This window comes from Ruminiclostridium cellobioparum subsp. termitidis CT1112 (assembly GCF_000350485.1).
Lineage (GTDB): Bacteria > Bacillota > Clostridia > Acetivibrionales > DSM-1351 > Ruminiclostridium > Ruminiclostridium termitidis.
In genome coordinates, this window is record NZ_AORV01000026.1 from 238,778 (window position 1) to 254,754 (window position 15,977).

At 40.2% G+C, this 15,977-nt stretch carries 9 protein-coding genes and 2 pseudogenes; 3 read left to right on the plus strand and 8 right to left on the minus strand.

The genetic code is table 11. The annotated features are described in order from the left end of the window. Positions 1-8: 8 nt before the first annotated feature. The gene (locus CTER_RS08305; protein WP_004624954.1) at positions 9-5,828 is read right to left on the minus strand and encodes a type I polyketide synthase; all 5,820 of its coding nucleotides are present in this window, start codon (positions 5,826-5,828) and stop codon (positions 9-11) included. A gap of 2,066 nt (positions 5,829-7,894) precedes the next feature. On the opposite strand from CTER_RS08305, the pseudogene CTER_RS26845 reads away from it, so the two are divergent. From CTER_RS26845 to CTER_RS08320, 3 genes and pseudogenes are all read left to right on the plus strand, one after another. After that, positions 7,895-8,107, plus strand: a pseudogene (locus CTER_RS26845) (transposase); the annotation flags it as partial. Between the two features lie 147 nt (positions 8,108-8,254). After that, on the plus strand, positions 8,255-8,962 hold the full coding sequence (locus CTER_RS08315; RefSeq protein ID WP_004624841.1) for an ABC transporter ATP-binding protein: 708 nt from the start codon (positions 8,255-8,257) through the stop codon (positions 8,960-8,962). Then, positions 8,962-11,313 (plus strand): ABC transporter permease, encoded by a 2,352-nt coding sequence (locus tag CTER_RS08320; RefSeq protein ID WP_040760621.1) that lies wholly within the window; start codon positions 8,962-8,964, stop codon positions 11,311-11,313. The genes CTER_RS08315 and CTER_RS08320 overlap by 1 nt, the downstream gene beginning before the upstream one ends. A 55-nt stretch (positions 11,314-11,368) precedes the next feature. Here the strand turns inward: CTER_RS08320 and CTER_RS28240 are convergent, their stop codons facing one another. The 7 genes and pseudogenes from CTER_RS28240 to CTER_RS29140 all read right to left on the minus strand — a co-directional run. Continuing rightward, the gene (locus tag CTER_RS28240) at positions 11,369-11,539 is read right to left on the minus strand and encodes a DUF6809 family protein (protein WP_165585950.1); all 171 of its coding nucleotides are present in this window, start codon (positions 11,537-11,539) and stop codon (positions 11,369-11,371) included. 594 nt (positions 11,540-12,133) lie between these two features. Continuing rightward, positions 12,134-12,754 carry a hypothetical protein gene (locus CTER_RS08325; protein WP_131469396.1) on the minus strand — a complete coding sequence of 207 codons (621 nt, stop codon included), beginning with the start codon at positions 12,752-12,754 and terminating at the stop codon, positions 12,134-12,136. Positions 12,755-13,264: 510 nt separating this feature from the next. Continuing rightward, complete coding sequence (locus CTER_RS08330; protein ID WP_004624796.1) at positions 13,265-13,447, minus strand: hypothetical protein; 183 nt, start codon at positions 13,445-13,447, stop codon at positions 13,265-13,267. A 20-nt stretch (positions 13,448-13,467) separates the two neighbouring features. After that, a complete protein-coding gene (locus CTER_RS08335; protein ID WP_004624817.1) occupies positions 13,468-14,025 on the minus strand; it encodes a hypothetical protein in 558 nt (185 codons plus the stop codon). A gap of 76 nt (positions 14,026-14,101) precedes the next feature. Then, positions 14,102-15,238 carry a sensor histidine kinase gene (locus CTER_RS26850; RefSeq protein WP_004624907.1) on the minus strand — a complete coding sequence of 379 codons (1,137 nt, stop codon included), beginning with the start codon at positions 15,236-15,238 and terminating at the stop codon, positions 14,102-14,104. Next, positions 15,235-15,618 carry a winged helix-turn-helix domain-containing protein gene (locus CTER_RS29135; protein WP_341349516.1) on the minus strand — a complete coding sequence of 128 codons (384 nt, stop codon included), beginning with the start codon at positions 15,616-15,618 and terminating at the stop codon, positions 15,235-15,237. Before CTER_RS29135 ends, CTER_RS26850 begins: the two co-directional genes overlap by 4 nt. Beyond that, positions 15,616-15,828 (minus strand): annotated as a pseudogene (locus CTER_RS29140) (response regulator); the annotation flags it as partial. The gene CTER_RS29135 and the pseudogene CTER_RS29140, both read right to left, overlap by 3 nt. Between the last annotated feature and the right edge of the window lie 149 nt (positions 15,829-15,977).

Here is a 15,977-nt window from a genome sequence, read left to right on the forward strand (position 1 = left end):
CCCGCTTCCTAGTCAATCAGAGAACTTATTTCGGATAAAAGATCGTCTGTCGTCTCGAGTTCCTCCTCTTTTGCTTCACCATCATGTTCAAAGGATATCCCCTCGGTCAACAGGTACTCGTTTAGTTTCCTTAATGTCGGGTAGTTAAAGAATACCGATATATCCGGTTCCTTACTCACCATTTTGTTTATCTTGTTTCTCATAGAGAATATCATCAGCGAGTCTGCTCCCTGCTCGGTCAGCGCCTTATCCAGAGATACAAGATTCGCATCGCCAAACCCCATGATCTGGGCCGACATGCGTTGCAGGCTGTTCAGCAGGTAGTCGTATCGTTCCTTGGGCTTTAATGTATTTAGATGGGCTAAAATATTAATGTCACCTTCTGATTTTCCTTTCTTCACAGCTGATACGTCATCCAGACTAATCAGCTCGGATAGGAATTCGGTTATTTCCTTTACATCCGTCTGGTCGTTAAACAGCTTCCAGTTCATGTCAGCAACGACTACCGATGAACTGTCTTCGGTAAGGAGTCTGTCAATCATTTTCACAGCTGTTTCGGTAGAGATACTGTAAATTCCCCTTTTCTCTATTCTTTTGATATTTTCTTCATTCCGGGATGCCATTCCGATTGCAGCCCATGGTCCCCAGCATACCGACATGGCAGGCAGGTTCAGGCTTCTCCTGTATTTGGCAAAAACATCCATGAAATAATTTGCAGCGGCATAGTTCGCCTGTCCCATATTCCCTACCACCGACGCAATGGAGGATGCCATGACGAAGAAGTCCAATGCACTATCCTTCAATGCATGATGCAAGTTAAAGGTTCCCTTAACCTTGCCGGCAAACAGCTTTTCAAAGCCCTCCCAGCTCAGTTCCTGTATCATTCTGTCCTCTAATATTCCGGCAGTATGAACGACACCTTTGATCCCTGGCATGGTTTCATTTACTTCCTTCACCAGGGCCTGAAGCTCTGCTTCCTTACTGACATCAGCCTGCCGTACTATGACATTGGCACCTTTATTATTCCAGGCATTGAGCTTATCTGAAACGTTTCCGGCGGGCCTCCTCCTGCTTAACAGCACCAAATTCCGCGCTCCTTTTTCTATCAGGTACTCTGCGTAGACCATTCCTATGCTGCCGGTACCACCGGTGATGATATAGGTGGCATCCGATTTTACGGATATGTTGAGCTTTTCATTCTTCTCTGCAGCCTTTGAGTATTTCACCAGCCGTGAAACATACCGCTTGTTATTGGCAGCAAGGCAAACCTGCTTCTCACCGTTTGTTTTTATCTCCCTTAGCAAGGCGTCCATAGTTTCATCCATGGCATGGATGTCAAAATCAATGATTCCTGCCCACAATGGATTGTACTCAAGCCTGATGACTTGGGAGAAGCCCCATAAGGTTGACTGGTAAACTGAGACAGAAGCTCCGCCCAATCCATGGACATTGTTCGTGATTACCCTCAGCCTGGTTTTATTCACGTACTGCAATTCCGATATGGCCTGTACGAGGTATAACAACCCACTACAGTCCGTCTTCTCTTTCACAAAGAGTCTTTCTGCAGTGACATTGTTTATCTCTTCCGTATCCGACGCTGCAACATATATAATATGAAGCTTTTCTTTGCCGTACCTGGCGGTAATTTCTTTCATCAATTTATTCAAATCCGATTTCTCTGTATAGGAAACCGAGTAGGCATCCTTTTCAAGTTCCGCATATTTTTCACCGGGGACTACACTGACGGGAGCCGCACCCTGCTGTCCCAGTTTCTCACAAATGGCCCGGCCGGTCTGTCCTTTACCGACGAAAACGATGAGCTTTTCATTACTTTTGAATTCACTTTTTTTGTTGCCTGAAGGCTGTTCTATCCAATCGATATTATAAAGTAAATGACTGCCGCTGTTGTTCAATTCCTTCAACAGGCTGTTCCGGTCGGTCAGTTTTGCCATGATCCTTTCCACTTCACAAACAAGCTCACCCTTTTCGTTATAAACGATAATATCCCCTTTAACGCCCTCTTTTTGTGAATTGTCCACTTTGACATAGCACCAGTAGCTCTTGGCATCCCTGTAATAGTATTTCAATCTTCCCATGGAAATGGGAATGGTGGTTTTCAGTGAGTAGTTTCCATCCTCCGAATCCATCTTTCTGCTCAGCTCGGATACTGCAAACACCGTCTGGAAGATAGAATCGATGACTCCCGGGTAGATGGTATAGGATGCAAGACCGGGAATATCATTTTTCGGCTTAAGAAAGCAAACCCCGACGCCGTCTTTACCCTTCCACACCCTTTCAATTCTTGTGAAGCCTTCACCCAGTTTAAATCCGAACTTGCTCATAACCTTGTAGATATTAAAGCCGGACGTTTCTTCGGGGAACATATTTTGCAATCCATTAATGGAAACCGGTTTTTCCTTCCCTTTGCCTTCGGTCTCATTGATATTTCCTAGACAATGCTTAATCCAGTTTTCATTTTCCGAATTACTTTCCTTGCTTACGATTTGGAACTTCATTTCATCTGTGTTTGTGTTCTCCAGGAAGAATTGTACCGTCCTCTCATCTCCCGCAGATGCCATCAGCGGCGAATGGAATTCAACATTTTCAATACTTACCGCAGATGGATGATGGAAGTCCTGGGCAATGGATATCAGCATGGCCATATGGGCGGCAGCGGGAGAGATTGCCGTGTCAAAGATGACATGCTCCTGCATGAAATAGGGATTTTTCGCAGTAAATGTGCTTTGATAGATGACGCTGTCCTTTAAGTACGGTGTACTGATCCTTTGTCCGATCACCGGGTGATAATCCTGTTTCACATTGTCAGGCAGCTTGTCGTCATGGGAACACATCGGCCGCATCCAATAGGATTTCCGGTCGAAGGAATAAGTCGGCAATGAAATCCGATTGTAGGTGGTATCCCTGCTTGTCCGGAAATTGTCCCAAATGATATCAACCCCAAGGGTATACAACTCACCCAGGCTGCGACCGATTTGTTCACAGTCCTCCCGTTTCATGTCCATTGAATTCAGTATTACCTTTTCCTCGCCCAATATCAGCCTGGCCAATCCACATAGTGTTTTACTGGCACCGATTTCCAAATACACGGTATTGTCCGCGTCCTTTATCAAAGCCAGAGAGTGATAGAAGTCAACCGTGTCTTTAATATGGTTTGTCCAATAGTCTGTATCCAGAATTTCCTCTTCGCCGATTGCTCTTGCAAGGGCGGTAGAAATAAACTGCACTCCGGAGGACTTGTTGAACTGTATCTGTGCCGCTATTTCCTTGAAATCTCCCAAAATCGGAGTCATCAGGTGGGAGTGGAAGGCATGGGATACATGCAGCCTGCTGGCTTTTATTTGTTTACTCTCCGCCGCTTTTGCAACGGCTTCAATCGCATCCAGTTCCCCGGACACAACGATGTTGTCCTGGGCGTTATAAACGGCAATGGACAGTTTGTCCTTATAGCCTTCGATTAATGAATTTACCTTATCTTCTTTGACATATAGTGCCAGCATGGCCCCCTGTCCCGGCGCCGAATCCATGAGCCGGCCCCGGATGGCCACCAACTTCACAGCATCACTCAAATTCATGATGCCGGCTGCAACGGCTGCAGCATACTCGCCTATGCTGTGTCCCATAACAATATCGGGGGTTACTCCTATGCTTTTCCAGAACTTGCAAAGGGCATATTCGATAGAGAATATCAAGGGCTGTGCGTTTGAAGTCTTCTCCACATCCTTGCCGGTGTATTTATCGCTGTATACCAGTTCCGCCAGGGATTTCAATATATATGGCTTGAACAATTTATCACATTCATCAAAAGCCGTTCTGAACACCGGACTGGAATTGTATAATCCTTTTCCCATACCGATGTATTGAGAACCCTGACCGGCAAACATAAATACAATTTTGGGTTCCTGCTGGGAATTGTTCTCCTTGTTGAGGTTAGTGGAGATCCCCTCTTTATTTTCATCTTCCAGGTATGCTTCCATCCTACTTATGATTTCTTCTCTCGATTTTCCCGAAACAATAAACCTGTATTTAAAATCAGATTTGGACAGGTTGTTTGTATATACAATATCTTTGATATGGATGTGCCCGTTGTTCCTGATGTATTCGGCCATATTTGAAATGTTGTCCGCCAGTGACTTTTCACTCTTAGCCGATACTTTCAGGAGATATACCGGATCCTCGTCAATCTTTTCTGTTCGTTCCTTCTTTGGCGGTTCCTCCAGTATAATATGGGCATTGGAACCCCCGAATCCAAATCCGTTGATGCCGACCCGTCTCGGCTTGCCTTCATTTTTCCAAGTCGTATTTTTATCAACTACTTCTATCGGGTACTTGTCCCACGGTATGAACGGGTTGGGTTCTTTAAAGTTCAGATTTCCCGGTATCAGGTCATTTTTAAAGGCTAATAATACCTTGATAATGCTTGCCACACCTGCCCCTGCTTCCAAATGACCGATATTGCTTTTGACCGAGCCGATTTTCAGTGGAGTTTCCTTGGCCCTTCCCTTGCAATAAGTCTCGCCAACTGCCTTTACTTCAATGGGGTCTCCCAGTTTTGTACCTGTCCCGTGCATTTCCATATAGTCAATGTCCAAACCATCCAATTCAGCTTCCTTCAAGACCTTTCTGATGGCTTTCTCCTGGGCAAGCCCGTTCGGCGCCGTCAATCCGTTGCTCTTGCCGTCCTGGTTTAAGGCAGTCCCGCGGATGACACCTAAAATATTATCTCCGTCTCTTTGTGCTTCTTTCAACCGTTTTAATATGAGAACACCACCACCTTCTCCTCTGCCGTAGCCGTTTGCGGAAGCGTCAAAGCTTTTACTGCACCCGTCTTCGGATATAGCTTCTATTCTGGAGAAACATACATGAAGTGCAGGGGATACCATCAAATTGACACCTGCGACCACTGCAGAGTCGATTTCTCCGCCTTCAAGGGCTTTACATGCAATGTGCAGGGCCGTAAGGGAGGATGAACACGCCGTATCAACACTCATGGATGGTCCTTCGAATCCGAAGGTATAGGATATTCTCCCACAGGCGGTACTGAAGGTTGTTCCTGTAAGGGAGTATGCATCTATTTTTGTTAAGTCTCCCGACTTATAGTGGGCAAATGAATATTCTTCTCCGGCGATTCCCAGGTATACGCCGGTATTGCTGCCGAATTGCTTATTGATATTGATCCCGGCATTTTCAAAGGCTTCCCAGGTCAATTCCAGCAACAGTCTTTGCTGCGGGTCCAGTGCAGTAGCCTCTTTGGGGGACATATTGAAAAACTGCGGATCAAATCTGTCGATAGGCACATTCAGGAAGCCGCCCTTTTTTGTATACATCTTTCCCGGTTCGTTTCTATCAGAACTGTAATATTTCTCAACATCCCATCTTTCCTCAGGCATGGTGGTAACGCCGCCTTTTCCGCTCACCAGAACATCCCAGTACTCCTCCGGACTGTTGGCCCCACCCGGGAAACGACAGCTGATACCGACAATTGCAATTTCGTCATTGTCCTTATGGCCGACAGTGTCGATATCGGTATCCTTCATCGCTTCAGCTGTCTTTTCTTCAGGATTCACTTTACTGAATATATAACCTGCATATGTATCGACATCGGGGTACTCAAATATAGAAGACACTTCTATTTCGATATTGAATCTCTTTGATATTTTTGCCATAAATAGCGGAACATCTACCGATACCAGTCCCAAATCTATAAACGGTTTGCTATAATCCTGAATATCGGTGTCCAGTATATCTTCAATCAGTCTTACCAAAAATGCTATGATATCTTCCTTTGAATTCTTTTCTTCCAAAAACATTGCATTGTCTCCCTTTTATAATAATTTATTTTTTTATCAATAAAGTAACTTTAACAGGAAGCAGCTGATAGCTTTACCTTGATATAATCAGGCAGAGACAAAGTGTCCAGGAACTCATTAATCGTCTCTTTTGTCAGAAATATTTTTTCCTGTAAAGCAGTTTTTAAAGCCATATTATAAACTGTAGGGTATCAAGAAATTTGATATCTTCAAGCTCGTTACAGCAGTAATGGAACAAAGTACCAATAGTTCATAAGTCAATGTTATTTCGGTTTTCAACCGCTAACGTGATGTACCTTGAAAAAACAATAGTAATATGAGCGACCATCATATCGTACGAACGGCCTTGAAATTTCTAATCGGAAATGAAAACCAACTGTCAAACAGAACGTACTTTGCTTTTATGCCAACAGTAGCGGTTTGCTTTAACATTGCAAGGGCAGAATCCGGCGAAGAAGGCAGTGCATTTTTTCAGTATTTAAATCCAATAGTTCTCTTGTCAATTGATGTTTTTGCTAGATTTGGTAAGAGCCTAATAGCTGAACTCAAGAGGTTGAAAGCAACGGGATAAACGTATTACCATCCGTCCAACCAAGAGTAAGCATGCATATGCCTCTTTTGTTCTTATTTCCATCAGCATAATCAGTGACCCTGCTAAGAAGCAACTGCTTTATAGAAAACCTCTGTCAGTTGATATTCATGGAATTTAAGAATATCCAGGCTACATCTTTTGCAAAAGGGAACCCAGGAATTTCGGCATAATTCATGAAAAGGTTCCTACCTGTAAAAAGCAAGGCTGAAAAGGACTTTGAATGGCTCTTTCAGGATTGAGCCTATAGAAAACTTCTTGAAAAAGTTTCAACTGTTAGCGTAAACCTATTTTCTTCTTGGACTTTTTTATCGCCCAAAACTATTGATTTTTCAATGTTCACATCATATTAGATATGTACGAAAGTTGATTCAATGATTATCCTAAAATCTTTTTTTTACGACATTATACTTTCTCACAATTTTCTTTGCCTTTTACTTACATACAACCCCAAACATACATAAACCTTCTCTTAAAAGTCATGTACTGCTACTCCTGCTGTAACGAGTATATTTCAATATTTCCACTTCACAAATTATACTTTAAAGTAATAATTTGTATAATACTCCAATTAAGTCCATATTATATTACTAATGTCTATTTTTGTAAAGAATATTGGTAAATCTCTTATAAATTATCCAAAATATTTCAAAATATTGTATAATATTGTATAGATTAAAACGGTGTGGCAGTAATCTGTATAGTTTACCTATTATAGATTTATATAGTTTATGAAGAAATCTTTATTGACTTATCTCAAGTTTGATATATAATTTAGTTACAAATATACAACTTATTTGCATATTTACAATTTATTTGCATTTAATTTATAAAACAGAAAATTAATTTTAGTAATCAGGCATTAAAATTTGTTAATTTTAACCTCTTGTGCTAATTGAACTTTGACAAGATATAATAAGACCAGCACATATTACCGGCTTATCCATATGAACTTTTCACGGTCTACTAAAGATAAAATGGTAATGAATATGCCGGAATATTCATTTGTATAAATACGATTACTGATTTTAAATACTTTTATTATTACTGTTTACATAATAATTGATGATATTTATAAAGAGATTATTCCAAAGCACATTCTAAACAGGCGAAACAAGTCAAAATCATTATTGAGTGGTAGTGAAATCATTACAATAAGCATCGTCGGTGGATTGAAAACATTATTCTGAAAACGTTTGGTATATCTATTGCAAAAAAAACTTTAAGGAATTGTTTCCAAGGCTTTGTGGCCGTGGTAGGTTCAATAGAGTTCGCAGAGGACTTCAAGCAGTTATTGATACAATACGAAAAGAGATAAACCGTATAACGGTTCTGCCAAAGCAGCTTTACAGAATAATATACAGTATTCCGATCCAAGCCTGCAAGTTTGGCAGAGCTAGGTTTCACAAGACATTTCGTGGTTATGGGGTTCTGATGGCAAATGCACATCAAAAAGGAAACTTAATATGGATATAAGCTTCATCTGGTTGTCACATTGGAAGACTTAGTAACTGACTATATTGTTACATCTGCCAATATTGATGACCGAGAAACTACATGGGATTTGCCTGATAAGTTCATATTCCACACGATTTTCGGTGATAAAGGATACACTGGTGCTGATTTTGCTGCTGCACCGAAATCTCAGAGGGGAACAATGATGTTACCTCTTAAGAAAGACAATGATTAAACTCAATTTCCAAAAGAACTCAGGCAGCTCATTTATGAAACTGTCAAAGATTAAAAGTTTAATATTTTAATTGGCAAATTGAGTTAATTTGATTCTACTAAAAAAAGTTTTTTATTTAAAAAATTTGGTTAAAGTGAGGGAAAATAAATGGTTAAAAAATTAATTGAATTCAAAAACGTTACGAAAGAGTATAAGGTCGGTGAAGTGTCGATAAAAGCATTAAATGGTGTGGACTTTACCATTGACGAAGGTGAATTTGTTGTTATCCTTGGTGCCAGCGGCGCCGGTAAAAGTACAATCCTTAACATATTGGGTGCGATGGACACCCCTACTTCAGGAGAAATCATCGTCGAAGGTAAGGATATCACCAAATTCAATGAAAAAGAACTCACAACTTATCGGGGTAAAAAAGTCGGCTTTGTTTTTCAGTTTTATAACTTAATCGCTAATCTTACCGCTTTGGAAAACGTTGAGTTTGCAGTTGAGGTAACGAAAGACCACTTGGATCCGAAAGATGTACTGACTAAAGTTGGTTTAGGCAGTAGATTGAATAATTTCCCCTCACAGCTTTCCGGCGGTGAGCAGCAGAGAGTTGCCATTGCCAGGGCTGTAGCCAAAAACCCATTGCTTCTGCTTTGTGACGAACCTACAGGTGCGCTGGATTATGTCACCGGTAAATCAGTATTAAACCTTCTTCAAGACATCAATACTGAAACTAAAAAATGTATTATCCTTATAACGCATAACTCAGCCATTGCCCCTATGGCCGACAAGGTTATCAAGGTTAAGAGCGGAAAAATTGAAAGTGTTGTCATTAACCCAAACAGGCAATCTATAAAGGAGATCGAATGGTAATGAGTAAATTATTTCTGAAATTATTACGGGATATCAAAGATTACAAAGGGCAGTTTATTGCCATTACGATAGTCATTATCGTAGGGGCTTTCTTCTTTGTCGGATTCTCCACTTTCGCAAAAAATCTCAACGTTTATGCCAACAATTATTTTACCAACACAAATCTGGCAGATTTATGGGCTAATTATTCAAAAATCTCACCGGAGAATGCAGATAAGCTGAAACAGATTATAGGAGTTCAAAACGTTGAAGGTCGCCTTGTAATGAATTTCAATCAAAAATTCGACGATTTAAAAACTACCTTGAAGTTTCATTCCATTGCAGCAAATAATATTATCAATAAAATCACCATAATCGAAGGGAATAAACCGTCAGAATTCCAGTCAATTGTTCTCGACACCGACTATGCAAAGGAACATAGTTATAAAGTTGGGGACACTATAAAAATAAGCACTCCCTTCAAGGAAGATGTCAGTTTGAAAATCAGCGGTCTCTGTGAAAGTTCTGAATATACTATTAAATCCAGGGATACTTCAGACTTTCCTCCGAACCACAAGGAATACGGAATCGCCTATGTTTCAGAAGACACAATGGCCGGCATTACAGGGGAAAAATACTACAACGAAGTCCTCATTGATGCGGCTCCCGGTGCGGACTTAAAGGCTATTACCAGGAGCATCGCCGAGGTTTCAAAGGATTTGAGTTATTTATATACATTAAACAGGGATGCCACCTTGAGCTACAAGCAGTTTACCAGTGAAATAGCTCAACAGGATCAATTTTCAAAGGTTCTTCCTCTCATTTTCTTCGGTGTTGCAGCCGTGATAATCTTTTTGACATTATCCCGGCTTATAGACTCACAGAGAACTCAAATCGGCATTATGAAAGCTTTAGGAACCAGAGAATCCATAATTTTAAGCCATTATCTCGGATATGCAATTTTTGTAGGCCTGGCAGGCGGGATTATCGGATCAATCCTGGGATGTGTATTTTTCACGCAACTGTTTATGGCACAGGTGAAAGCCATTATATCCCTGCCGGGTTTCACCATACACATATACTATTATCATGTACTGCTTGCCCTGCTGTTATCCGTTGTCTTCGGAATACTGGCATCCTACATGTCATGCAGGACCATATTGCGTGAAAAAGCTGCTGAAGCAATGAGAATAAAACCTCCGAAAAAAGTAAAAAAGACATTGATAGAAAGAAATACATTCCTGTGGTCAAGGCTTTCCTACGGTAGCAAGCTTATTTTAAGAAATGTTTTCATCAATAAAAAAAGAGCCATATACAGCTCTTTAGGGGTCATATGCTGCATCGCTTTTTTAATCCTTTCTTTCGGATATAAAGGTTCCAGAGCGTTATTGATTGAAAAACAGTTTACCGAAGTGTACAAGTATGACCTCAGAGTGGTTTATAAAGACCCGATAGCAGACGATGAAAGCCTGGAAATCCCCAGGGATCAAATCGACTATAATACACTGGCCCAGACCAGTGTGGTAATCACCAACCTGGCAGATGAAAAAGATTTTAATTTATTAATCACGAATAAGGAAAACAATTTCATCAGTAATTATGACAACAAAGGGAAGCTTCTGCCGCTGGATGATGACGGTGTAATTATTGCCGAAAGATTTGCCGAAAAATACAAGTTATCCATTGGGGATATTCTGGATATGAAATTGATTGATCCGGCCTATAACGGCAAATCTTTCAAAACTAAAATTTCAAACATTTCTGTACAGTACTTAAATCAGGAAATATATTGTACACCGGCATTTTTGTCAAAGGCAGAAGTAACCTGTCCGCCAAGCACTCTTCTGATTAAAGAAAAGGATCCGTCAAAAGCAGAGGATGTTTACAGCTTCTTTAGCGGCAGAAATGATGTTAAAGAAGTAAAATCCAAAAATGATGTGAAGAAACTTACGGAAAGCGGATTGCAGAATCTGTATAACATGATTATCGTACTGATTGTTTGTGCAATCGTGCTATCCTCGGCAGCCATATACAATATATCTGCCATCAACATTACCGAAAGAGTCAGGGAATTGGCAACCTTAAAGGTATTGGGATACCATATAAGTAAAATAAATAATCTTATTTTCGCAGAGAATTTCTTCATAACTATCTTTTCGCTGATCATCGGTACGCCATTGGGTATTTACCTATACAAGACCATTTTAAAGGCATTTACCTTGGATAATATGGTATTTCCGATTTATGTGAGCCTAGATTCTATACTGTTCCCAATCATTATAACCATCCTGGTTACCACGGTATGTAATCTATTCTTAAGAAGAGCCGTAAAGAAAATCGACATGATTGAATCGTTGAAAAGTGTAGAATAACCGGGTTCTACTTATAATAAAGACAAACAGTGAGGAATCTCCTTCTTGGCAAGAATCAGTAATAATGGATGCCGAGGAGGAGATTTTTATGCACTTTGTTAATGGGAATCATTGTCAGCATTTCGGATATTCTTTTGTTTAGTGGACGGTATTCGTGGTCTTTTGAAATAATCAGCTCATCGGGGTATATATTCCCGTCATACAGCTCTTCCAAAATAGACTTCATATTCTAGCTTTCGCACTCGGTACTGACCCTGCAATATGCTGCAATCCTTAATTTTCCGGTACTCTTCAAAGAGTTTATGACAGGGATAAATGTAATCTTCTTCATAAAATAGCCTCCCTATTGTTAAAATTTTTTAGTTGCTCTAAGAAAAAGAGCACAAAAGCAAATTGCTCTTACGCTCAATGTTTATTACTCATTTTCAACCATTAATGATTTTAGGGTTGCAACAGGGCTACAACTTCTGAACGCCTTGAGTGTGCAAAAAGCTGCCCTTTGAGCCTGGTAAGGCTTTGACGGCAGGGTGCGTCGATTATTTTAACTTGCGATTATGTTCTTTTTGCTCTCACTCATGGGCTCTCGTCTTTTTCCCATTTAAAATGCCTTCTATGTTTTTATATTTTATCATAGAAAGCTTATTTTACAGACTTTTCTTCACAGTCTTACAAATTTCTATAGGTCTATACTTATTTGTAAAGAAATAGTAAATCACAGCATAAAACAAGGGCAGCCCATCAGTCCCATGAAACCACATGAAGCTGTGAACTGTCCTCCCTATCGCATTTTATAAATCCATTCCCGCCTGTTACCGGCTGACTAATCCACTTTATTTTTCTCCGTGATTTTCTTCAGCTTTTCGGACATCTTGCTCATATCCAGCTGCTCCAGCTTCACACCTTCTCCGCTCGCATCGAACAGTTTTTCATCACGGTCTGCATATTTGAATTCATAGGTCATAGTGGAAATAAGTTTTCCTTTTTCATAGCTTTCTTCTTTCACCGGGAATCCTGTGGCTTCATCTATGTATACACAGGTTGTATTTCCTTCCTGTTCGTTACCGCATAAAATTTTCTTCAAGGTTTTACCGTCGGAAATTACAGTACCCTTGTCCGTCCAGAACGCTGCATCCTCATACATCACTTTGCGCCCGGCAAAAACATCGAATTTTTTCAAGTCCTCGGCATTGGTATCCGCCTTTTCCTGAGAATAATAAAACTCCTGTCCGTCAACAGCCTTTCCATTTTCATCCCGGAATATATTGATATGGTGCTTTGCTCCGTCATTCGTGTAATAAGTGAAGTTCTTCTCAATTTTACCGGATGCGGAGGTTACGATATAATTAGTCCTGTTCTCCAGCGTCACCGGATCCATCCAGGTTTCGGTAACAATAGTCTCGCCGCTGTCCTGAAACACAAAGGAGGTTTTTGTATATTCCAATTTTGCTTCCTTTTCCTTATCCTCAGAAACTGTTTTAATTTCCGCTGTCGCTTGGTTATCCCCGATAACTTTATTATCCAAAGCAACGGTTTGGGTTGGTGTTTGCAGACTTGCCGCAGATTTGTCGTCGGCATTTGCCGCCGCATATACCGCATTGATGTAGTCATAACAGCTGCAACGGCAGTTGCAATAATTATTTTTTTCATGATTTAATACTTCCTTTCGTTTTTATAATAATCATTTTAAAGATAATCCCTGCTTTGATTCCGCATTTTATTGCCGGTTTCCAGCACCGGCCTGCTCGCGTAATCACAATCTTTTTATATACCTGCCGGCTAGGTAAGCTAAGATTTGCTAAGATTTATCTTATATTTTTATTATAAACTCAGGTTATTTCGAAATTTACAGCACTTGTATCCGGTTTGTAAACGGTTTGTATCTTTTTACGTGCTTCCACCCATGAACAATATCTCTTTTGAAATGAAAAAGACACTTATACCTAAGCGCCCTTTAATTCTTTAAGTGGCTTTTTGTTACTTCCTTCAGCTTTTTGGATACCTTGTTCATATCCAGCTGCTCCAACTTCACACCTTCGCCACTCGCGTCAAATAGTTTTTCATCACGGTCTGCATACTTGAATTCATAGGTCATTGTAGAAATAAGTTTTCCGCTTTCATAGCTTTCTTCTTTCACCGGAAATCCTGTGGCTTCATCTATGTATAACAGGTTGTATTTCCTTCCTGTTCGTTACCGCATAAAATTTTCTTCAAGGTTTTACCGTCGGAAGTTACAGTGCCTTTGTCCGTCCAGAACGACGCATCCTCATACATCGCTTTGCAGCCGGCAAAAGTATCGTATTTCCTCAGGTCACCGGCATCGGTATCCGCCTTTTCCTGAGAATAATAAAATTCCTGGCCGCCGACAGCCTTTCCGTTTTCATCCCGGAATATATTGATATGGTGCTTTGTCCCGTCATTCGTGTAATAAGTGAAATTCTTCTCAATTTTACCGGATACCGAGGTTACGATATAATTAGTCCTGTTCTCCAGCGTTACCGGATCCATCCAGGTTTCGGTGACGCTAGCCTCACCGCTATCCTGAAACACAAAAGAAGTCCTTTTGTATTCTATTGGACCTGCATTTTTATAATCACCGGCATTTAACGGTTTATTCCCTATCTGTTGAGCTGGTACAGCCTCATTGAACAACTCTTTTCCGAGAACTACCGTGTGTGGTACGGTACTCCTTTTCAGATAAGTATTTTCAAGCATAAAAAGCCTAAAACGAAAGCACATAAGACGACCGTTAAAATAGAATAACTTCCGAAGCTTTTTGAATCAATGAATTTCAACATAGGAAATCGTCCTCCAATCTTATGATTACTTCAGTGCCTTCTTTCAATTTGCTCTGGACTTCGACAACTCCTCCATGCTTTTCGACAATATTTTTTACTATTGTCAAACCCAGCCCTGCACTGCCGGATTCTCTGGAAACTTTTTTTGATACCCTGAAAAAAGGCTCGAACAGCTTCTCCATATTATCTTCCGAAATACCTTCTCCTTCATCCTTGACTCTTATAAAAACTTTCTTTCCTTCCCTGTATGCCCTCACCTCTATGGAAGAATTGACATTCCCATATTTTATCGAATTATCAATCAGGTTGATCAGAACCCCCTTCAGCCGGTCTCTGTCACATATTAAGAAAAGATTTTCCGGTACATTGCTGCGTATATCTATATTGTACTTTTTTGCCTTTATTTGCATCTCTTCACAGGTCTGCCTTACCAGTTCGCCAATATCTGCATTTTCAAAGAAGTACTTGAAGTTTGTCGAAGAAACCTCTGAAAGCTCCAATAATTCAACCACCATGTTGTTCAATCTTCTGCTTTCATCTGAAATATAAAAGACTGCCTTATCATACATATTCCTATCGGAAAATCCATTTTCTTTCATTGCCTGAGCATATCCGGTAATCACGGTTATAGGAGTTTTAAGCTCATGGGTCACGTTGTCCTTTGTATATCTTATTATGCCAATATTTGCATTATTTACCTGGATAGGATATGATAAGCTGACCTTTGTCCCATTTTCGTTAGTGACGGTAGCATAGCTGATTTTACCTTTCATTGCGTTGATTAAATCTTCATTTTTCATACTTATATAACCAGGCTCCGGGTTATGAGACATTTCATTTCCATTCATGTTATATATATCCACGTCACTTCCGATTGCAAAACTCAGCTGCACGGATATATCTTCAGCCTGAGATATCAAAGAAGCTCCTGTAAAGTCCAGGTGATTTATCAGAAAATACTGCTTCAAATACTGGTCAAGATTTTTTTTTGTGGCAATCATGTCGGCATTAATAATGCTGTTATCGTTTTGTTCCGTCAGCTTGTATGAAACAAAAAGGAGTGCTGAAAGTCCTATGAATATAATCACGGAAAATGCAATCAAAATTTTCAGCTGTATTGATAGCTTCATACCGGCTCCTTATCCATAAGCTTGTATCCGATTCCGAATACAGTCTCTATCAATGAAGCATCCTTGCTTTCATCCAGCTTTTTTCTTATCCTTTGCACATGAATATCAACCGTTCTGCTATCCACAATAAAATCGTACCCCCAAACCTTGTCCAGCAGTTGTGTTCTCGAAATCACATTTCCTCTATTTTTTGCCAAAAACAGCAGCAGATCATATTCCCGATTGGTAAATTCTATCCTCTCACCATTTTTCAGTACCGAATGCTTTTGCTTGTATATTTCAATCCCTTTCTCCAGTTTGAGCACATCAGAATCATCGGTATCCGTCGCTTCCGATATGAGTTCAATCCGCCTGAAAATGGACTTTATTCTGACAATCACCTCTCTGATTTCAAACGGCTTTGTTATATAATCATCCGCGCCAAGCTCCATCCCCAGTATTTTATCAATGGTATCCGATTTAGCCGTAAGTATGATAATCGGTATAATATAATCCGCGGATATTTTCTTGCATACTTCAAAGCCGTCAATATCAGGAAGCATTAAATCAAGCAGGATCAGGTCAGGCATGAATTCTCTCACAAGACATAAGCCTTCTTCACCTCAGCCGGCAGTTTTTGTAATAAAACCCTCTTTTTCAAGATAGTAAGAAATCAAATCTGAGATAGCTTCTTCATCTTCAATTATCAGTATCTTTTTGCTCTTCAATAGTATTCCTCCTGCACCTTATGCATTACATG

Coding starts and splice junctions, on each gene's coding strand:
- CTER_RS08315 (WP_004624841.1), top strand. CDS start 8,255: ATGGTTAAAAAATTAATTGAATTCAAAAACGTTACGAAAGAGTATAAG.
- CTER_RS08335 (WP_004624817.1), bottom strand. CDS start 14,025: ATGCTTGAAAATACTTATCTGAAAAGGAGTACCGTACCACACACGGTA.
- CTER_RS26850 (WP_004624907.1), bottom strand. CDS start 15,238: ATGAAGCTATCAATACAGCTGAAAATTTTGATTGCATTTTCCGTGATT.
- CTER_RS08305 (WP_004624954.1), bottom strand. CDS start 5,828: ATGTTTTTGGAAGAAAAGAATTCAAAGGAAGATATCATAGCATTTTTG.
- CTER_RS28240 (WP_165585950.1), bottom strand. CDS start 11,539: ATGAAGTCTATTTTGGAAGAGCTGTATGACGGGAATATATACCCCGAT.
- CTER_RS08320 (WP_040760621.1), top strand. CDS start 8,962: ATGAGTAAATTATTTCTGAAATTATTACGGGATATCAAAGATTACAAA.